This window comes from Sporosarcina sp. ANT_H38 (assembly GCF_008369195.1).
Classification (GTDB): Bacteria; Bacillota; Bacilli; order Bacillales_A; family Planococcaceae; genus Sporosarcina.
In genome coordinates, this window is sequence record NZ_VOBC01000001.1 from 2,122,353 (window position 1) to 2,143,079 (window position 20,727).

Below are 20,727 nucleotides of genomic sequence, written 5' to 3' on the forward strand. Positions count from 1 at the left end.
TATAGTCACCCCTTTACATGATTGCTTCTTCTGGCACCTCGGAAAGTTTGACAGAAATGACTCTGGACACGCCTGATTCCTGCATAGTTATTCCGTAGAGCACGTCCGCCCCTTCCATCGTCCCCTTCCGATGTGTGATTACGATGAATTGAGTCTTCTCTGAAAACTTCTTCAAATATTTACTGTAGCGTATAACGTTCGCTTCGTCGAGTGCAGCTTCGACTTCATCAAGAATGCAAAACGGTACTGGCCGTACTTCGATAATTGAGAATAGCAACGATATCGCAGTCAATGCACGTTCTCCGCCTGATAACAGGCTTAAATTCTGTAACTTTTTCCCCGGAGGACGTGCGACAATTTCCACACCCGTTTCAAGTAAATTATCAGGTTGTGTAAGTATCAAATCCGCGTCACCACCGCCAAACATTTCCTTGAATACATGTCGGAAACGGTTCTGAACGGCGTTGAATGTCGTCAAAAACCGCGTTGTCATTTCAGCGTCCATCTCAGTCATTGCTTCGTGTAGTGTAGTTTTCGCTTCTAATAAATCATTACGCTGTTCATCCAAAAAGTGATGTCTCTCAGATACTTCTTCAAACTCCACAATAGCACCTGGATTGACAGGCCCTAAAACTGCTAATTGACGTTTTAAGGATTCAACCTTTTCTCTAGTCAACAATTCATCAAAATCATCCGCAATAATTCCATCTGCAAACAATCCATATTCAGTTAAAAGCTGTTGCGTGACTGCTTCATATTTCACTTCGAGACGTGATAGCGTTATAGATACTGCATTCAACGCAGAACTTATTTCTGCTGTACTACCTCTAAGATCTTGGAGGGATGCACTTTTCCCCTCGAGGAGATTCGCAAGGTCTGTACGGATTTTCCTGTCTGCCATAATCGTTTTTTCAATCAATGCCTTGTCAGTAGACGCTCTTTCAATCTCCTGTGCAATTTGTTCAGCACTCAACTCCCCACCGTCTTCACTGCCAGTGAAATACTGCATTTCATCACGCAAGGCAGCCAGTTTGACTTTGGCTTGAGCAGATGCACTTTCCATTTCATCGATTGACGCTTCCAGGTGTGCTTTCTGTTCACGCAAAACAGCTATGCACTCTCTAAGCTCATTGTATCGACTCGTTAATGTAGCCTCTTCGTTCCTCCGATTAGTAGCTAGACGTTCAAGCGTCTCAACTTTGGATTGAATTGCTTCTAATTCACTTTTCACACGCGCATGATTTTGTTGTAACACAGCTTTCTTTTCTATCAATTCTGATCCGGTATTCTCAGCACCACGTCTCCCCATCTCGGTCGATGCAATTTCTGATTCCACCGATTTAATGGAAATATCGAGTTCACGGATACCTGATTCTGCAGATGCAATTTCGACTTGCAGACTGTCCGTCATTTTACGAAACTGATCCGTTTCAAAGATTTGCTTCGCAACGCCCATTTTCGTCTCGCCGATTTTCTTTGTAGCGGACTCAATTGAATCAGCCATACGAGTTAGTTGCAGTTGCAATGTTTCGAGTTCTGCTTTTCTTGTGAAAACGGATGCCTGGCCTTTGACTCCACCACCTGTAAGTGAACCACCAGCGTTCACAATATCGCCATCAAGCGTCACGACACGGAAACGATAACCAAGTATTCCCGCAATGGCCGACGCCCCGACAAGCGTTTTCGCGACAAGTGTATTACCGAGTAAATTTTCAGTAATAAGTGCATATGCTGCATCAGTTTGAACAAGTCGATCGGCTGTTCCAACGTATTCAGGATGTTGTTCAACCGCGCGTAATGATGCTGGTTGAATCTTCCTGGATTTCATCACGTCTCTTGGCAGGAAAGTTGCTCGTCCAGCGTTCTTCGCTTTTAAATAAGTGATTGCTTTTCTCGCTTCAAGTTCAGTCGCCGTCACTATATGCTGCATCGCACCACCAAGTGCTGTTTCTACCGCTTTTATATACTCTTTCTCTACAGATATAAGTTCTGCGACAGCGCCGTCAATACCTGCTAGTTTTCCTGACTTCTTCGCAACAAGAATCTCTTTTACACCTGAATAGAAACCCGAGAAATCCGCTTCCATACTTTCAAGTGCACGGACCCTTCCATGCATTTCGTGTTGCTTATTAAGTGCTTTTTGCAAAAGTTCCTGCTGTAAAGCGAGTTCATCTTCCGTCTTCCTTAATACCTTTGATGATTCGCGATAGGCCGAATCCGCTTCCGTCAATTTCCGTTTCAAGACAGTCAACGCTTTTACTTTTGCAGTTTTCTCTTGTGTTAGTTTTTCGCGTCGTTCCTGCAATAAAGATGTCTGAAGTATTATTTTTTCGGATGAGGACTTTTCCCCTTGGAGACGCTCCTCTGCGTGCTTCAAGTCATTGCGGATGGTCGCTTCCTCGTTTAGCCGTTCGATATAAGCCGATTTCAACTCATCTATTTCTTTTTCCGTCTCTTTGACAGATCGTTTCAGAATCCGAGAGATACCATCCATCTCAACTTTTGTTTTTTCATATTCCACTTCCGACAGTTGTTGCTTTTCACGAGCCGCTCCCAGTTTTTCCGAAAGTGCTACTAACTCATTTTCGGTAGTTGCAAGTTCAATTCGTGACCTTTCAATCAGTTGGTCCGCATTGCGACGTTTTTCAAGTGATAATAGGCGTCTTCCTTCCCACTTCTCAGTCTCTGCACTTGTCACAACTAGTTTTTTTTGTAGCGTATCTAGTTTTGCATCCATTTTCGCAAGTTCTTTCTTCGTAAATTCGGACGCTTCTTCAGCTTTCTTCGATTCAGCTTCAAGGAATACCTTATTTTCTTGAAACTTTTCAGCTTCTCTCGACTTTTTCAAAATTTCATCATGGAATTTCCTTGCATCGAAAGTCAACAAGGAAACATCCGCGTCACGCGTCTCTTCCGAAAGCACTTTATGTTTTTTTGCCGACTCTGCACTTTTCCGTAACGGCTCAATCCTAGAATCAAGCTCTTTTAAAATATCCAGCACACGGTCGAGGTTATCTTCCGTCTCAAATAGCTTGTGCTCCGCCTTCTTTTTCCTCGTCCTATATTTAAGAACTCCGGCTGCTTCGTCAAAAATACTCCGCCTGTCTTCAGGACGGCTATTTAAAATTTCATCTACGCGTCCTTGAGATATGATGGAAAACGCTTCTTTCCCAAGTCCCGAATCCATGAAAACATCATTAATATCCTTTAGTCGACACTGGTGGCCGTTTAATAGATAAGCACTTTCCCCAGATCGAAAAACGCGCCTGCTGACACTGATTTCCGTATAATCAAGCGGAAAAAGCCCCTTACTATTATCAAGAATTAGTGTCACCTCTGCAAAATTAAGTGATTTACGAGAATCACTTCCTGCAAAGATGACATCTTCCATTTTAGAACCACGTAGCGATTTCGCAGACTGTTCACCAAGAACCCAGCGAATTGCATCTGTAATATTACTTTTTCCACTTCCATTTGGACCAACTACCGCTGTAACACCTGGAACAAAATCTATCGCAATCCGTTCTGCGAATGATTTGAATCCTATAATTTCAAGTCTTTTCAGAAACACGATTAAATCTCTCCTTCAGCCTGCCGACTCTTTAAATCTAGAATTGCATGACGGGCTGCTTCTTGCTCGGCCTCTTTTTTCGATTTCCCGAGACCAGTTCCAAGTTGATCATCGCCAAGCCTTACGACAGTGACGAAACTTTTAGCATGGGCAGGGCCTTTCTCTTCAATGATTTCATACTGCAATTGACCACTGTTCGTCTGTTGGACGATTTCCTGGAGACGGCTTTTATAATCCATCACATGCGAAAAAGCACCGATACTAATTTTAGGGAAGACGACTTTTTCAAGGAACAGAATAACAGCCTCCATCCCTTGATCTATATACAGAGCGCCAATAAACGCCTCAAACACGTCAGCGAGCAATGCAGGTCGCATACGCCCACCCGTCTGCTCCTCGCCCTTCCCAAGTAGGATAAAACGGCCTAACCCAAGTTCATTAGAAAACTTCACAAGAGAAGGTTCACAGACAATCGCTGCTCTCAATTTCGTAAGTTCCCCTTCAGTCATATTAGGCTCGGTAGAATAAAGGAATCGGGACACGCCAAGTTCAAGGACCGCATCTCCTAAAAATTCCAATCTCTCATTATCCGTGAATTTTTTTCTCCGATGCTCATTCACATAAGATGAATGTGTGAATGCATTGTACAGTAGTGAAATGTTTTTGAAATAGACGTTTAATTCATTTTGTAATTCATCGAACTTGTTTCGAACCGCTATCGGTAACAGCGCACTCGTGCTTTTCCCTTTGTAATTGTTCGTATTGTTTGTATGGGTCATCATCGATTCTGCCTTTCAATACATAATGCATATAATTTTACCCTTTTCAGCGCCACAGTGCAAAAAATAGTTTGCTTTAAACCCGAAAAGAGACGCTTTCAATCCTTTTAAGAAGAAAGGATGAAAGAGTCTCAATCAGAATAGCAATTATTTTACTTTCGTTTCGATATGCGAAACTGCGTCACCGACAGTTGCAATCTTTTCAGCTTCATCATCGGAAATTTCCATTTCGAATTCATCTTCTAATTCCATTACTAATTCTACGACGTCCAATGAATCTGCGCCGAGATCGTCACGGAAAGAAGCTTCCATTTTAACTTCACTTTCATCGACGCCAAGGCGGTCGACAATTACTTTAGTTACACGTTCAAGTACTGTTGACAAATTTGTCACCTCCTCTCAAGAAATGTGGAAGCGCCTTAATGAGCACAGCCTAAGTTCGCCACATCGTGTGGCAACAAGGAGGGATGTTAGTTCAATCCCTCCCCGCTGCGTGACCTACATCCTGTAGGCCCGCGACAGGCATAAGACGGGCTAGCGGAGCGGCGTTCTTTGCTCGGGAAGGATGCAATTCAATCCTTCCTAGCTGGACCGACTTATGACCCGAGCCTCTAGGCGCTGGAACTGGACAATAAAGAAAAGCGAATAAACGCTTCTATTACATTACCATACCGCCATCAACATGAATCGTCTGACCCGTAATATAAGCCGAGTCCTCAGATAATAGGAACAGGACTGTGCGCGCTACATCTTCTGGGTTGCCAAGCTTACCAAGTGGGATTACCGATAACATCTGACTCTTCACTTCTTCGCTCAGTGCATCCGTCATATCCGTTGTAATGAAACCTGGTGCAACTGCATTTACATTAATGTTCCGTGAAGCAAGTTCTTTTGCCGCTGTCTTTGTAAACCCGATGACACCAGCTTTTGCTGCTACATAGTTTGCTTGTCCAGGATTTCCAGACACCCCGACAATCGATGCAACGTTGACGATTCTTCCCGCACGTTGTCTCATCATTTGGCGTGTTACACCTTTTGTGCAAAGAAAAACACCTTTTAAATTAATATTAATGACATCGTCCCACTCGTCTTCTTTCATACGCATGAGCAAATTGTCTCTCGTAATCCCTGCATTGTTGACAAGAATATCAATCGATCCAAACATTTCTAAAGTTTTATCAACCATATTTTTAACATCTTCAGCATCGGATACGTCTGCTTGGATAGCGAAGGCATCACCGCCGGATTCTGTAATCAACTTAACGACGTCATCCGCTTTATCCTTACTTCCGCTGTAGTTGACAGCAACACGTGCGCCTTCTTTAGCAAGTAGCAGTGCAATTTCACGACCAATTCCACGTGACGCTCCTGTAACAATTGCGGATTTCCCATCAAATCTACCCATTACGACCACCCTTTCGAAGCTTCAATTACAGTTTGTAATGTCTCTTCATCATAGACTGGGAATACTGTTGCACTCCGGTCAATCTTTTTAACGAGACCACTTAGTACTTTTCCTGGACCACATTCGATGAAATGCGTAACACCGAGGTCAAGCAATGTACGTACAGAATCTTCCCAAAGTACCGGGGAATAAAGTTGTTCGACAAGGAATCCTTTTATGTCTCCACGATTAGTAACAACCGCAGCGTTCACATTAGCAACAACCGGAATGGCTGCATCCTCCATTTCGACCTCATCAAGCGCCGCCCGCAGTTTTTCTGCCGCCGGTTGCATAAGTGAAGAATGGAACGGCCCACTTACATCTAGTGGTATCGCTCTTTTCGCACCCGCTTCTTTCAATTGGACACACGCTTTCTCGACGCCTGCTTTCGTACCCGAAATTACGATTTGTCCTGGACAATTCAAGTTAGCCGGTTGGACAGCAAAACCATCTGCTGTAATTGCATCCGTCACTTCCTTCAACTTTTGTCCGTCAAGTCCAAGAATTGCCGCCATTGCCCCTTCACCTGCCGGCACTGCTTCGTTCATGTATAAACCGCGTTTATGGACAACTGACACACCATCTTCAAATGACATGACACCTGACGCAACAAGCGCTGTATACTCTCCGAGACTATGACCTGCTGTAAAGTCTGGTTTAACGCCTTCGTCTATCAACCTTGAAGCAATCATCGATCCTACCGTAAGAAGTGCTGGCTGCGCATTATACGTCAGCGTCAACTTTTCTTGGGGTCCTTCTAGAATTAATTGACTAAGTTGGAAATCAAGTACACGGTCTGCCTGTTCTAAGAACTGCTTACTTTTATCATGCGTTTCGGCGAACTCTTTTCCCATACCGGTCGATTGTGAACCTTGTCCCGGGAAAATGAATGCAATCTTCGTCATTAACTTTCCACCTTCCTTATCGCTTCGCGAATTGTCCCACAAACATCATATTCAACCATAGTTCTTGCTTGCCGAACTGCGTTCAATATAGCATTTGCGTTTGAAGAACCATGCGCTTTGATAACGGGTGAATTCAAACCAAATAATCCCGCTCCACCATATTCCGTGTAATCCATTTTGTTTTTCAATCCGCGTAAATCGTCTTTCACAAGTGCTGCAGACAGTTTTGATTTCAAAGAAGTAGCATAAACTTCTTTCAACATAGAGAAGAAAGCAGATGCAGTCCCTTCAATCGTTTTAAGTACCATGTTACCCGTGAATCCATCTGTAATGACAACGTCCGCCACTCCTGTTAATAGGTCCCGCGACTCAACGTTTCCGATAAAATTAATGGGCGCTTTAGAAAGCAAGTCAAAAGCTGCCTTCGTCAATTCATTCCCTTTTCCTTCTTCGGTTCCAATATTCAATAAGCCCACGCGCGGATTTTCAATACCCCGCACTTTTTCGGCGTAGATACTTCCCATAACTGCATATTGTTCAAGATGAGATGGCTTCGCATCCGCATTTGCTCCAAGATCCAGCATGACAAATCCGTTTCCGTCAATTGTTGGAAGTGTCGGTGCTAAGGCAGGTCTCTCAATACCGTCAATCCTACCCACGATAAATAGCCCTGCCGCCATTAAAGCACCTGTATTGCCTGCTGAAACGCAAGCGGAAGCTTCTCCATCTTTTACAGCTTGAGCCATCCTTACCATTGACGCATCTTTCTTCCGTCGGATAGCACGAACCGGCTCATCGTCAGGTTCAATTTTCTCTGTACAGTGAATCACTTTTAGACGGACATGTTCCTTCAGGAAAGGCGCCATCGCCTGTTCATCACCATAAATATGTATGTTAATTTCATTGAATTCATCGAGACTTTTAAGCGCTCCGGCAATAATTTCACCAGGCGCATGATCTCCGCCCATTCCATCTAAAGCTATGATCATTTTAATTCCCCCTGCTTCCTATCAGTCGTCCGGTACATGTGAAATTCGCCAATGAATACTGTTTCGTCATTGACCGTCGATGCGACCACGACCAATGTCCGTTTTTCTCCAAGACTTTCTTTCTTCACTTCTGCACGTGCAACAACTCTATCACCAGCTTTCACCGGTTTCAGAAAGTCAATTGTCGACTTCACAGTCAAAGCAAGATCATCATTCATAACAGCGACAGCAAGCGAATTTGCCTGAGCAAAAAGATGATGTCCACGCGCAATACCGTTACGCTGGAAGACATGTTCTTCAGTCACATCGAATATCGACAACGCCCTCTTATCGAGTTCCATATCAACGATATCCCCAAAGACTTCATCGGAATGAAGAGACTTCACTTCCTCTTTTATCTTTCGAGACGCAACCGTTTTCAATCGTTCCCGCAGTTCAGGAATTCCACACTCAAGCCTATCCAAACGAATCGTCTGGACACTCACAGTGAAATGTTCCGACAATTCTTCATCTGTCAAGAACGGATTTTCCTCAAGCAACTTTCCAAGCAGTCGTTGCCTTTCCTTTTTAGGCATTCTCAATCATTTCACCTTCCGGATTAGCACTTGGTACTAATAGCAGTATATAAAAATAGAAAAAAGAATGCAAGTATAGAAAAGCACAAGGTGTCGTTTAGCCCTGAAAAGCGCTGGAGGGCCACAGGAAAAAGGCGCTCTTTGCCTTTATCCTGTGGACTGAAGCGACTCGAGGGGCTGACGCCTGGAGCTAGACAGTATAGAAAAGCAGAGACGACCGTTTAGATGCGACAGGCACAAGACGATTTGGCGAAGCGGCGCCCTTTGCCGCACAGCCGAAGTGGCTTATGACCCGAGCATCTGGGAGTCGGAGCTGGACAGTATAGAAAAGCGCAAGGCGTCGAAAAGGAACGCAGCTTAAGTTCGCCGCATCGTGCGGCAATAGCTGCATGACCTGCATCCTGCAGTCCTCCGAAAAGCGCTGGAGGGCCACAGGAAAAAGGCGCTCTTTGCCTTTATCCTGTGGACTGAAGCAACTCGAGGGGCTGACGCCTGGAGCTAGACAGTATAGAAAAGCGGAGACGATCGTTTTCAAGGAACGCAGCCTAAATTCGCCACATCCTTGTGGCAATAAGGAGGGATGAAGTTCAATCCCTCCCTGCTGCATGACCTACATCCTGTAGGCTCGCGACAGGCATAAGACGATTTGGCGAAGCGGCGCCCTTTGCCGCACAGCCGAAGCGGCTTATGACCCAAGCATCTGGAAGTCGGAGCTGGACAGTACTGAAATGCGATAGCGCCTGTTTAGCCCTGAAAAGAGCTGGAAGGCTTGTGATCAAGGCGCACTTTGCCTTGATCAGCAAGACTGAAACGACTCGAGGGGCTAGGCGATGGAGCTGGACAGTATAGAAAAGCGAAGGCGCCGAAAAGGAACGCAGCCTAAGATCGCCGCAACCTACAGACCCTCAATCAATTCTCTCTCCACTAAGGGCACCCGACTCTTCAAGATGTGCCCGAAGAATACCGTATTCCGTATCTCCCCAGAAATGAGGCGATTCCAACAGTCGTTCTGCGTCTTTCCTTGCCGTTTCAAGCGCCCTGTAATCGTGGACAGGGTCCGCTACTTTAAACTCAGGCATACCGCTCTGCTTCTTACCGAAGAAATCGCCGGCACCTCTTAGTTCGAGATCCTTTTCTGCTAAAACAAATCCATCATTCGTTTCTGTCATCGTTTGCATTCGCTCTTTTCCTTCTTCGGTTTTAGGGTCAGCAAGTAGAACACAATACGATTGCTCAGCTCCCCGACCTACACGGCCCCTAAGCTGATGGAGCTGAGCTAGTCCAAAGCGCGTTGCGTCGTAAATAAGCATGAACGTTGCATTTGGTACGTTGACCCCAACCTCTACGACAGTCGTTGACACAAGAACATTAATTTTACCATCACTGAAATCACGCATGATGGCATCTTTATCATCCGAATGAAGACGGCCATGCATTAGGCCGACCGTATATTTACCACTAAAATGAGTCGAAAGCTGACTATGGACATCCACTGCATTTTGGACATCCAACTTGTCGGATTCCTCGATTAACGGACAAATAACATATGCCTGACGTCCGGCACTTAATTCATTTTCCATCTTTCTCAGAACCGGAAGAAGAGAATCCTCTTTCAACCAATGTGTTTCGATGAGTTTTCGGCCTGCAGGCAACTCATCGAGTATGGAGACATCCATCTCGCCAAAAGCAGTAATGGCAAGCGTTCGCGGGATCGGAGTTGCGGTCATGAATAGCACATCTGGATTCAATCCTTTATCCCGTAAAACACGCCGTTGTTCAACACCGAAGCGATGCTGTTCATCCGTAATAACCAACCCGGGATTTTTGAAAATGACATCAGGTTGAATAAGGGCATGCGTACCGATAAGCAGATCCACTTCACCTGACTCGAGCTTTTCAAGCAACTCCCTTCTCGCCTTCGCCTTTGTCGAACCCGCGAGGAAGGCCACAGTCAAGCCATGAGGTTCAAGCCATTCAGCAAGCGTAGATGCATGCTGTTCAGCAAGGATTTCTGTCGGTGCCATAAGAGCACCCTGATAGCCTGCCGTGATAGCAGCATACAAAGCAATTGCCGCAACGACCGTCTTACCAGAACCAACATCTCCTTGAAGGAGGCGGTTCATCCTGGTAGGACTTTTCAGTTCCGCACACAATTCATTGACAACCCTCTTTTGAGCCCCAGTCAATTCGAACGGCAATGCGGCAATGAAAGTCTTCACTTTAGAAAGGTCGTAGTCGATGGCAACGCCTTTTTCCCCTTCTTTACGCGCTTTTTTCATTCCAAGCATCTTCAATTGGAACAGAAGCAATTCCTCGTAGACAAAACGTCTTCTCGCATGCTTAACATCAGCAGGACTCTTCGGAAAATGAATCATCTCAAGAGCATTTTCGATTCCAGGTAGCCGATATATTTCACGAATATCCGCAGGAAGGGATTCTGCGTGCTGACCGACAGCTGTATCTAATGCATTTCGCATGAAACGTCTAAACGTCTTCTGATGCATAACGCCTTTTAAACTGTATACTGGCTCAAAATCGGCTTGATCTGTTTTCGGACCATCCTTGAAATTGCTCACATTGATCACTTGTCGTCCACGGTCCCATTTTCCAGTAACCGTGACAATTGTTCCTAGCGACAAACGATCTTTTAAGTAATGCTGATTGAAAAAAACCGCCTTCACAAGATGCCTTCCGGCAAGAAGACGGATCTGTAAACGTGATCTATTTTTCCCTAAAAAAAGAACGGATGGCTCGCTTTCTACCCTTCCTTCAATCGTGACTCGCTCATTATGCGGAGTTTCAGTCAGATCTTTTAACCTGAAATCCTCATGACGGTACGGGAACGTCATAAAGAGGTCTTGAAGCAGGGAGATTCCAATTGCTTCAAACTGTTCACCGGCCGCTTTGCCGACTCCTTTTAACTTCGTGACAGGATCATGAATTGACAGCGTCACTATCTACCTTGCCCTTACCAAATATCTTCGCTTCGAGCGCTTTTCCGGTTGGCGTAGCAGCCAATCCGCCTTTTGCTGTTTCCCGTAGCGCTGAAGGCATCGACTTACCTATTTTATGCATCGCTTCAATAACTTCATCTGTCGGAATACGACTAACTACGCCTGCTAGTGCCATATCTGCTCCTACAAGTGCCTTCGCTGCTCCCATTGCATTCCGTTTCACACAAGGTACTTCGACAAGTCCCGCAACCGGATCACAAACTAGACCTAACATATTCTTCATAACAATAGAAAACGCTTCTGCACTTTGTTGTGGAGTTCCGCCCGCCATCTCAACAATTGCAGCTGCCGCCATTGAACCCGCAGAACCTGTTTCGGCCTGACAACCGCCTGCCGCACCTGATATCGACGCATTATTTGCAACGACAAATCCAAAAGCACCTGACGTAAATAGATAATTAATCATTTGCTCCCGTGTAGGATTCAATTTGTTTTTCACAGCAAACAAAGTACCTGGCACGATTCCTGCTGCACCCGCTGTTGGCGTTGCACAAATTGTCCCCATTGCTGCGTTTACTTCATTCGTAGCGACTGCCTTGCTGACAGCGTCCATGACCACATCTCCACAAAGGGATTTTCCTGTTGCCATATACTTTTGAATTAGTACCGCATCGCCGCCCGTAAGACCGGATGCCGAATGCACGCCCTGCAAACCTCTTTCTACCGCCTTTTCCATCACAGTCAAATTATTGTCCATCTGCGCGATGATTTCTTCTCTTGTCCGTTTTGTCATAAGAACTTCTTGTTCAATCATAATTTCTGAAATAGGCTTATTCTGTGACTCGGCAAGTGCAACGAGTTCTTTAACGTTACTGAATAAAACGTCCATCTATATTTTCCTCCCATTTACCGCTCTTTAGTTTGCCAATGTTGAAACTTGCGTTACATTCGGCAATGATTCCAACTCATTTATCAGTGCAGCATCGATCATTTGATCGACTTCAATCACCATAAGGGCCATTTCCCCTTTTTCTTTTCGGTCAACTTCCATATGTGCAATATTAATGTCTAATTTCGCAATCGCATTGGAAACGTTTGCAATAACACCTGACCGATCATTGTGAACGATAAGAAGTGCCGGGTAATGCCCTGATAACCTTAGTGGAAAACCGTTAAGTTCCACAACTTCCATCGTTCCGCCACCTATAGAAATCCCGGTCAGTTCCATAACGCCCTGACTGTCCCCAATTACAAGACGAGCTGTGTTCGGATGCACCGCCTCTTCCGCTTCAGGAATAAATTCAAAAGTCATACCAAGTTTTTCTGCATCAGCAAATGCAGATTTAATGCGCTCATCAAATGTATCATAATCTAATAAACCGCCGATAATAGCTACATCCGTTCCGTGTCCCTTATACGTTTCTGCAAAAGAACCATAAAGATGAACCCTAGCCCATTCCGGCTGTCTGCCAAACAGCGTTCGTGCAACACGACCGATTCTCGCAGCGCCAGCAGTATGTGAAGATGATGGCCCTATCATAACTGGCCCAATAATATCAAAAACTGATCTGAATTTCATAGATACTACCCCCATTTAATAAGCACGTACTATTATTCATTTTACATGAGATATGCTCCAAAGACAAAAGATGTTGTTCCTTGTCCATGCAATTAAAAAGCAGTGCGGCTTTCTACAGGCGCACTGCTCGTTTCTTGTTTATTCAACTGAAATGATATATGGATACAACGGCTGTTTTCCGTTATAAAGTTCTACTTCTGCGTGGGCGAAGTTATCCTCTACATAACTTACGATTGCAGAAGCGTCTTCCTCACTGACATCTTCGCCATAAATGATCGTTACAATTTCAGCATCGCCATCGATGATTGAGTTCAAAAGTGTTTCCATGACATTTTTAAGTGAAGGCGCAGATGTTATGATCTTACCGCCTGAAATACCCATGAAGTCGTCTTTTGTAATTTCAACGCCGTCAATCGACGTATCTCTTACTGCATGTGTGACTTGTCCAGTTTTTACGAACGATGCTGCCTCTGTCATCGCTGCTGTGTTTACGCTCACTTCCGCTTCCGGATTGAATGCAAGTATAGCAGCAAGACCTTCTGGCACTGTTTTTGTAGGAACGACAGCAGCCTCAATACCAATAATCTGCGCCGCCTGCTCAGCTGCCATAATTATGTTTTTATTGTTCGGTAAAATAAGAACTCTTTCAGCACCGACTTCTTCAATCGCTTTCACGATATCTTCAGTTGACGGGTTCATCGTCTGCCCACCTTCGATAACGGCAGATGCACCTACACTTTTTAATAATTCTGAAATCCCAGCCCCCATAGCAACTGTTACGACCGCGTATGGATGTTTAACAACTTCTTTTTTCGTCATATTTTGTACAGAAAAATTTTCTCCGACGATTTCAAGATGTTGCTGACGCATGTTTTCAATTTTAATTTTAATAAGAGAACCGAATTTCTGCCCGTAACTAAGTGCGTCTCCCGGTTCTTCTGTATGGATATGTACTTTCGCAACTTCATCATCGGAAATAACTAGAAGAGAATCACCAAATTGACTCAGACCTTGTCGGAATTCGGATTCGTCATATGGATTCGTTTCCAGTTTATCATCCTCGAACTTCACCATGAATTCTGTACAATATCCAAATTCAATATCTTCCGTATTCATGAACCCTTGGACAGTGCGATGATGTTCAGCGCTCACTAAGTCATCCATAGACTCTACGACAGTTCTTTCTGGAAGTTCTTCACCTTTTAAGCATGCCAAGAAGCCTTCGTATACGTAAACGAGACCTTGTCCACCGCTATCAACAACGCCAACTTCCTTCAACACCGCCAATAAGTCTGGCGTCCGTTCAAGTGAAGCTTGTGCTTCTTTTACTACAGCTTCCATTACTTCAATAATGTCATCAGTCGAAGCAGCTTTTTCAACGCCGATGTTAGACGCATCTTTTGCTACAGTTAAAATTGTTCCTTCAACAGGTTTCATAACCGCTTTATAGGCAGTTTCAACGCCATACTTCAAGGCAGCTGCAAATTGTGCTCCATTGACAGTCGCATTATTTTCAATCGCTTTTCCAAAACCGCGGAATAACTGTGAAAGAATAACGCCAGAATTGCCGCGCGCCCCCATCAGCAACCCTTTCGATAACGCTTGTGCCGTTTGACCAATATGGGCAACCGCATTTTCTTCAGTTTCCTTCGCTCCTGAAGTCATCGATAAATTCATATTTGTACCGGTATCACCATCAGGTACCGGAAAAACATTTAGTGAATCGACATAATCGGCATTTTGATAAAGGTGATGTGCACCCAACTTTATCATTTCCGCAAATTTCAAACCATCTATGGTCTTCATAGAAATTATTTCCTCCTCCTACAGGTTCGTCACTCGGACTCCCTGGACAAAAATATTGACAGATTTCACAGTCATGCCGACTGTCTTTTTCAATGTATACTTCACTTTTGATTGTACTTGGTAGGCTACTTCAGAAATTTTAGTACCATATCCAACAATGACATACATATCGATATGCGTATCATCCCCAACATTACGGACGATGACTCCCCGTGTGAAATTTTCTTTCCCAAGGATTTCAGTAAGGCCATCCCGGATCTGATGCCTTGAAGCCATTCCGACAACTCCATAACATTCGATAGCCGCCTCCCCAACCACTTGGGTAATGACGTCATTCGTAATATCGATTTTGCCGTATTCGTTCTTCACTTCGATTGACATGGTTTAATACCCCCTGGATCCTTTTTCACTAACCTCATTGTACTATACCTGCTATAATAATAAAAGAAAGCAATTCTATGACCAACAAATGCGCCTTGGCGTATTTACGTCCAGATTAAGCCCTTTAAAATCTGTGACATCTGTCTGATGCTCAACTTCAATCATCAGAAGTTAAACGTGTAAAGGCATTTACCTTGAAAGATGTCACGAAAAAGGTTGCAACACGTTTACTCATATGATACATTATTATGGTATGCGAATAAAGAAGTAAATCACTTAATCATCATTCGCAAGGAGGTAATATTATGTCTAAAGAATGTGTTATTACAGGACGCAAAGCCCGTGCAGGCAATGCGCGCTCACACGCAATGAACGCAACTCGTCGTTCTTGGGGTGCGAACCTTCAAAAAGTCCGTATTCTCATTAACGGTAAACCTAAACGTGTATGGGTCTCTGCTAGAGCCCTTAAATCAGGTAAAGTTCAACGTGTTTAATGGACTGTAATTCTAACTTCAGCGCCTCGGTGTCGAAGTTAGAAGAAAATAAAACGTCGGGCTGAATTTCTTCAGCCCGACGTTTTTTCTTTTTTCTTTTTTTTATTCTTGATGTTGCTTGCTGTAACTTTCGGCGATTCATCTTTCTGAAAAACAACCATGCACTTACGTACGACCCCACTCACAAATTTCGGCATTGTAAAAGTATAAACCCGCAATTCCCCACTCCTTTCAGGAATCTGAACTCCTTACCATTAAGCATATGCCTTCACGTAACGAGATAGTACAGACTTCTGCAGCCAGTTCATTGCTAGTAAATAAAGTCATGCCTGTTTCAAGTACAGCGTCTACCATGTCATATTTGAAACCCGTAAGCGTCAGTCCTGAAACAGCCCCACCAAATGAGAAAAATGATATGTATTTAAAACGATCATTCCGCATCACTTGATGAATTCCAGGTATTATTATAGAAAGTTCATTCAATCCATTGCGAATTGAAAAAGACGTATGTTTGTTAGCGGTTTGAAGCCTGTACAGAAGATGAAGAGCTGATTCCATATGGTCCAGCCTCCCTCCCGTAACCCCAGTCAAGATGACGTGTTCTGGACGGTAGGAAAGTGCACGTTCTACCGCAAGTTCCGTATCGGTTTCATTTTTTTCTGAACGAAATCGACCGATTATACGGACCTCGGTGGCTATCTCATCGTATTCACTTTCAGTAACCGAATCAAAATCCCCTACTGCTTCCAGTGGAACAATACCTCTTCGCAGCAAGTGAAGTGCACCTCTATCCGCTCCGATGAATACCGTATCTTCATGTTGAAATCCCGTCAAGTCCGCTATTTCTAAGTCAGGCCCACCTGCGCAGACGACTGCATACTTCATTTTCCTAGGGCGCTTTCACCAGCGGCTTTTATACGACGTAATGCTGCTGCACGATCAGGCGCATTATAGATAGCCGATCCTGCGACAAAGATTGTAGCACCCGCTTCGACACAAGGGATAATCGTTTCTTCATTAATGCCACCGTCGATTTCAATTTCAATCGCAAGTTCTTTCTCGAGGATAATAGCGGCCAACTGTTTCACTTTCGGGAGGACGGAAGTAATGAATTTCTGACCGCCAAATCCTGGGTTGACCGTCATAAACAACACTAAATCAATTTCATCAAGAACGTGAAGAATTGTTTCAACCGGTGTATGCGGATTCAAAACAACGCCTGATTTCACCCCGTAGGATTTAATCAATTGAAGTGTACGGTGCAAATGAGGGCATGCCTCCACGTGTACAGTAATATAATCTGCACCGGCTTTCGCAAACTGTTCAATATATGCATTCGGATTTTCAATCATTAAATGAACATCTAGCGGCAATTTCGTCACCGGTCTAAGCGCTTCGACTACAATTGCTCCCATTGTTATGTTTGGAACGAAATGTCCATCCATGACATCGATATGAATAAGTTCCGCGCCCGCTGCTTCGACTTCTTTTACTTCTTCGGCAAGCTTCGAAAAGTCTGCCGCTAAAATTGAAGGTGCAATTTTAATCATGTTTTTCATACCTCGGCTTTCGGTCAAGTATTTCTTGCATGAACTGCAGGTAATGATCATAACGATGACGTGGAATTTCCCCTGTCTCCACCATATCTTTCACTGCACACTTAGGTTCTTTTAAGTGCAAGCAACCCCGGAATCTACAGTTCGGCGCAACTTCATCCATATCTACAAAGTAACGTGACAGGTCCTCTTTTTCGATATGATCGAATTCAAGTGAACTGAAGCCCGGAGTATCTGCGACAAGGCCACCTAATATCTCAAGCAACTCAACATGGCGCGTCGTATGCTTTCCGCGTCCAAGCGCTTCTGAAATTTCCCCCGTCTTCAATTCAAGCATAGGCAATACCGTGTTCAATAATGTCGATTTCCCAACACCTGATTGTCCGGCAAGAACCGTAGTTTTATCTTCAAAATAAGGTTCCAATAAAGCAGTCAGTTGAGGATCGTCAATAAAAGTCTCGATAACGTCATACCCGATTTTTTTATAATACGCTGCCGATTCAGCAACGATTTTCAGTTCATCAGCATTCGCAAGATCTTTTTTCGTTAAACAGATAATTGGTTTCACATCGAACGATTCGACAACAACAAGAAACCTGTCTAACAGATATTGGCTGAATGCTGGTTCTACAATGGAGAATACGAGCAATGCCTGATGAACATTCGAGATTGGCGGACGGACTAGTTCATTGAACCGCTCATGGACTTCAGTGACTGTTGCATCATTATTTTCAACACGTACATAAGTTACGAAATCTCCGACCAGTGGATGAATACCGCGGTTTCTGAAAACTCCACGACCTCGACATTGAATTATTTCTCCGTCATTTTCCACATAATAATACCCACTGATTGCTTTTCTAATTTGTCCTTCTGGCATTCTTTCACCCCTTCTATTTGGTTTCGTTATAATTGACCACGTCCGCAAGGATAGTTTTATTATCGCGCGTAATTTTATATGCCCCGTTTTGTCCTTCTTCCAAGTTAAGTGAAATTTGTTTTTTAGTCGTTTCCGTAATTGAAAATTCTTCGAAGACCTTCGTCATTTTGTTATTTTTGTCCTGAATGTAAATACGAATAATTTGTGGAACAGGAGCAGGCTCTTGCACATCTTCAATGTCTTCCTCTTCGCCTTCAACTTGTTCTTCTTCATCCCCGTCACCAATTTCTTCATTTGGTACAGGCTCAACCACTTCAGGTACATACTCAATTGTCACAGTTCGAAAAATTGACTTATCGGGTTTTTGCTCTGGACCTTTTGATAAGACAACTTCAACTTTTCCACCTTTTTTAATTGCCGTATTGCCATCCGGTGTTTGTGAAATGACAAGCCCTTTAGGCACTGTTGAAGAATAAACTTCTCTCACTATATCTATTTTAAAACCTGATGATTTTTCATAATCACCTAGTTGTTTCTCGTCATATCCAAGTAGACTGTCGAGATTTTGTAAATCTGGACCTTTACTGACAGTGAACTGTAACTCCGTTTCGCTTGGTATTACTTCCCCTGCTTCAGGATCTTGTCCAATGATTGTACCCTTTGGTTCATCAGAAAATTCTTCTATTGGATCATCAATCGACTTAAAACCCTTATCCGCTAAAGAAGCAATAGTTATCTCAGCATTACGGCCAACATAATTAGCGAGTTCCATCGTTTCTTCACCTGTACTAATATATAAGGTGATCACAGAATCGACATCTCGTTTCTTCTCTGCCTCGGGAATAGTTTGGATTACTTCCCCTTTTTTAAATTCATCGGATGACTCTTCCTTTTTTTCAATCACCTCAAAACCCTCTTCTAAGAGACGATTCATCGCTTCTACTTCTTGCATTCCAGATACATTCGGAATAATAGCCTTTTTAGGTCCTAGCATACCTAGTATAAGTAGCAGCAGAATAATTACGCCTGCAATTCCACCAACAATGAACGGCCATTTTTTACGTTTTTTCGGTAGCGGTGTAGGTTGTTCAAGCTTAACTGGTTCAATTTTTTTTGTATCTTCAACACTATCAAACTTTTTCGGTTCACTAACGATTGGTATCGCACGTGTGCGATCATCATCAAACAAAATTGCGAATTTCTTCTCGTTTGCCCGTTCAGCTGACAGTACAGTTAGTAAATCATCATACATTTCGTCTGCCGAATCATATCGATATGTAGCATCTTTCATAGTCGCCTTCAAAATAACATTTTCCACACTTTGTGGAATGGAAGGGAAAATCGTTCTCACTGAAGGTGTTTCTTCTTGTAAATGTTTCAATGCAATAGCAACTGCTGTATCTGCGGTAAACGGTAATACACCTGACAGCAATTCATACAAGACAATTCCTAACGAATATATATCAGACTTTTTCGTTGCCATTCCGCCACGTGCTTGTTCGGGAGACAAATAATGGACGGTACCAATAACCGAGTTCGTTTTCGTATGAGCTGTAGCGCTAAGTGCCATCGCAATACCGAAATCAGTGATTTTAACATTCCCATCTGAATCCATTAAAATGTTCTGAGGCTTTACATCACGATGGACGATTCCATTATGATGAGCGTTCGCAATTGCAGAAACAATCTGTTGCATAATCGGCAAAGCTTGTTCAGGCGTCAGAGCACCATTATCTTGGATAAACTTCTTCAATGTTTGTCCTTCAATATACTCCATCACGAGGTAATGAAGTTCGTCTTCCTCACCAACATCGAATATATCGACTATGTGTGGGTGCGTCAGACTCGTTGCAGAAAGTGCTTCACGTTTAAATCTTCTTTTCAGTGCCTCTTCATTTGCGAAATCATAATTAAGGACCTTAATTGCAACATCACGGTCCAGGATGACGTCATGTGCAAGATATACTTTTGACATGCCGCCGTCACCAATATTCCTTACAATTTCATAGCGTCCACCTATTCTAGATCCAATCATGGATTAGTCGCCTCCACTTCAGTCGAGTCGATTAAAATAACGGAGATATTGTCTTCCCCGCCCATCTTGTTCGCTAAATCAACAAGTTCTTCCGTCTTTTCAAGCAACGTAGCGCTAGATAGAACAATATCACTCATCGATTGTTGATTAACTTTATTACTCAGGCCATCGGTACAAATGAGCATGTACATGTCATCTTCCAACTCAAGTGAATAAAGATCAGGTACAATCTTTTTCTCCGAACCAATTGCTTTCATAATCCAGTTTCGTTGTGGATGAACTGCCGCCTCTTCCTCAGTAATTTCTCCACTGTCAAGCAGTACATTGACGTAAGAATGGTCTCGTGTTACTTGGCGTACGCCTTGCCCATCAATTGCGTATACTCTGCTATCTCCAGTATGCGAAATAAGACAAGAACGTCCGCGTATGAGGGCAGCTTCAAATGTCGTTCCCATTCCTTTATACGCTTCATTTTCATTTGCATGTTTGTAAAGTAAATCGTTTACGTGAATGACCGCTTGTTGAAGCCATTCCGCCCATTTATCTTCAGCTTCAAACTTTAAACTATCAAGTTCCATGAATTGCTCTCCAATTACTCTGACCGCTGTCGAACTGGCGTAATCCCCCCCAAGGTGGCCGCCCATACCGTCCGCTATAACAGCAAGCATAACGCCGCTCGGAAGTGTGTATACAGCCGCACTGTCTTCGTTGACCGTTCGCTTCCTGCCGATATCCGTCAAGACCTCAAATCGCAACGTCTATCCCCCCTTTTGATTCTA

At 43.7% G+C, this 20,727-nt stretch carries 19 protein-coding genes; 1 reads left to right on the plus strand and 18 read right to left on the minus strand.

What is annotated here, in order from left to right; all coding sequences use genetic code 11:
• Positions 1 to 13: 13 nt before the first annotated feature.
• The 12 genes from smc to FQ087_RS10105 all read right to left on the minus strand — a co-directional run bounded on the left by smc (position 14) and on the right by FQ087_RS10105 (position 14,983).
• The gene (gene smc, locus FQ087_RS10050) at positions 14 to 3,571 is read right to left on the minus strand and encodes a chromosome segregation protein SMC (protein ID WP_149580305.1); all 3,558 of its coding nucleotides are present in this window, start codon (positions 3,569 to 3,571) and stop codon (positions 14 to 16) included.
• Between the two features lie 2 nt (positions 3,572 to 3,573).
• Positions 3,574 to 4,350 carry a ribonuclease III gene (gene rnc, locus FQ087_RS10055; protein WP_149580840.1) on the minus strand — a complete coding sequence of 259 codons (777 nt, stop codon included), beginning with the start codon at positions 4,348 to 4,350 and terminating at the stop codon, positions 3,574 to 3,576.
• Positions 4,351 to 4,497: 147 nt separating this feature from the next.
• The gene (locus FQ087_RS10060) at positions 4,498 to 4,734 is read right to left on the minus strand and encodes an acyl carrier protein (RefSeq protein WP_149580306.1); all 237 of its coding nucleotides are present in this window, start codon (positions 4,732 to 4,734) and stop codon (positions 4,498 to 4,500) included.
• A gap of 274 nt (positions 4,735 to 5,008) precedes the next feature.
• Positions 5,009 to 5,755 carry a 3-oxoacyl-[acyl-carrier-protein] reductase gene (fabG, locus tag FQ087_RS10065; protein ID WP_149580307.1) on the minus strand — a complete coding sequence of 249 codons (747 nt, stop codon included), beginning with the start codon at positions 5,753 to 5,755 and terminating at the stop codon, positions 5,009 to 5,011.
• Entirely contained in the window at positions 5,755 to 6,699 is a 945-nt protein-coding gene (fabD, locus tag FQ087_RS10070) for an ACP S-malonyltransferase (protein WP_149580308.1), read from the minus strand. The genes fabG and fabD overlap by 1 nt, the downstream gene beginning before the upstream one ends.
• Positions 6,699 to 7,688: a phosphate acyltransferase PlsX gene (plsX, locus tag FQ087_RS10075; protein WP_149580309.1), complete on the minus strand. Its 990-nt coding sequence runs from the start codon at positions 7,686 to 7,688 to the stop codon at positions 6,699 to 6,701. The genes fabD and plsX overlap by 1 nt, the downstream gene beginning before the upstream one ends.
• A complete protein-coding gene (gene fapR, locus FQ087_RS10080; protein ID WP_149580310.1) occupies positions 7,685 to 8,269 on the minus strand; it encodes a transcription factor FapR in 585 nt (194 codons plus the stop codon). Before fapR ends, plsX begins: the two co-directional genes overlap by 4 nt.
• 899 nt (positions 8,270 to 9,168) lie before the next feature.
• The gene (gene recG, locus FQ087_RS10085; RefSeq protein ID WP_255452202.1) at positions 9,169 to 11,217 is read right to left on the minus strand and encodes an ATP-dependent DNA helicase RecG; all 2,049 of its coding nucleotides are present in this window, start codon (positions 11,215 to 11,217) and stop codon (positions 9,169 to 9,171) included.
• Entirely contained in the window at positions 11,198 to 12,106 is a 909-nt protein-coding gene (gene sdaAA, locus FQ087_RS10090) for an L-serine ammonia-lyase, iron-sulfur-dependent, subunit alpha (RefSeq protein ID WP_149580311.1), read from the minus strand. The genes recG and sdaAA overlap by 20 nt, the downstream gene beginning before the upstream one ends.
• A gap of 27 nt (positions 12,107 to 12,133) precedes the next feature.
• Positions 12,134 to 12,796, minus strand: coding sequence for an L-serine ammonia-lyase, iron-sulfur-dependent subunit beta (sdaAB, locus tag FQ087_RS10095; RefSeq protein ID WP_149580312.1), 663 nt, complete (start codon positions 12,794 to 12,796; stop codon positions 12,134 to 12,136).
• A gap of 138 nt (positions 12,797 to 12,934) precedes the next feature.
• The gene (locus FQ087_RS10100; protein WP_149580313.1) at positions 12,935 to 14,602 is read right to left on the minus strand and encodes a DAK2 domain-containing protein; all 1,668 of its coding nucleotides are present in this window, start codon (positions 14,600 to 14,602) and stop codon (positions 12,935 to 12,937) included.
• An 18-nt stretch (positions 14,603 to 14,620) separates the two neighbouring features.
• The gene (locus FQ087_RS10105) at positions 14,621 to 14,983 is read right to left on the minus strand and encodes an Asp23/Gls24 family envelope stress response protein (protein ID WP_149580314.1); all 363 of its coding nucleotides are present in this window, start codon (positions 14,981 to 14,983) and stop codon (positions 14,621 to 14,623) included.
• A gap of 305 nt (positions 14,984 to 15,288) precedes the next feature.
• Here FQ087_RS10105 and rpmB point away from each other — a divergent pair, with 305 nt between their 5' ends.
• On the plus strand, positions 15,289 to 15,477 hold the full coding sequence (gene rpmB, locus FQ087_RS10110; RefSeq protein ID WP_149580315.1) for a 50S ribosomal protein L28: 189 nt from the start codon (positions 15,289 to 15,291) through the stop codon (positions 15,475 to 15,477).
• A gap of 71 nt (positions 15,478 to 15,548) precedes the next feature.
• Here rpmB and spoVM read toward each other — a convergent pair whose 3' ends face one another.
• From spoVM to FQ087_RS10140, 6 genes are read right to left on the minus strand one after another with little or no spacing between them, the layout of a single operon-like run.
• Positions 15,549 to 15,695 carry a stage V sporulation protein SpoVM gene (spoVM, locus tag FQ087_RS23420; protein ID WP_483315852.1) on the minus strand — a complete coding sequence of 49 codons (147 nt, stop codon included), beginning with the start codon at positions 15,693 to 15,695 and terminating at the stop codon, positions 15,549 to 15,551.
• A gap of 13 nt (positions 15,696 to 15,708) precedes the next feature.
• Entirely contained in the window at positions 15,709 to 16,362 is a 654-nt protein-coding gene (locus FQ087_RS10120; protein WP_149580316.1) for a thiamine diphosphokinase, read from the minus strand.
• The gene (gene rpe / locus FQ087_RS10125) at positions 16,359 to 17,027 is read right to left on the minus strand and encodes a ribulose-phosphate 3-epimerase (RefSeq protein WP_149580842.1); all 669 of its coding nucleotides are present in this window, start codon (positions 17,025 to 17,027) and stop codon (positions 16,359 to 16,361) included. Before rpe ends, FQ087_RS10120 begins: the two co-directional genes overlap by 4 nt.
• Entirely contained in the window at positions 17,020 to 17,913 is an 894-nt protein-coding gene (gene rsgA / locus FQ087_RS10130) for a ribosome small subunit-dependent GTPase A (protein ID WP_149580317.1), read from the minus strand. The genes rpe and rsgA overlap by 8 nt, the downstream gene beginning before the upstream one ends.
• Positions 17,914 to 17,926: 13 nt before the next feature.
• The gene (gene pknB / locus FQ087_RS10135; RefSeq protein WP_149580318.1) at positions 17,927 to 19,948 is read right to left on the minus strand and encodes a Stk1 family PASTA domain-containing Ser/Thr kinase; all 2,022 of its coding nucleotides are present in this window, start codon (positions 19,946 to 19,948) and stop codon (positions 17,927 to 17,929) included.
• Positions 19,945 to 20,703, minus strand: a complete 759-nt coding sequence (locus FQ087_RS10140; RefSeq protein ID WP_149580319.1) for a Stp1/IreP family PP2C-type Ser/Thr phosphatase — start codon at positions 20,701 to 20,703, stop codon at positions 19,945 to 19,947. Before FQ087_RS10140 ends, pknB begins: the two co-directional genes overlap by 4 nt.
• Positions 20,704 to 20,727: the final 24 nt, after the last annotated feature.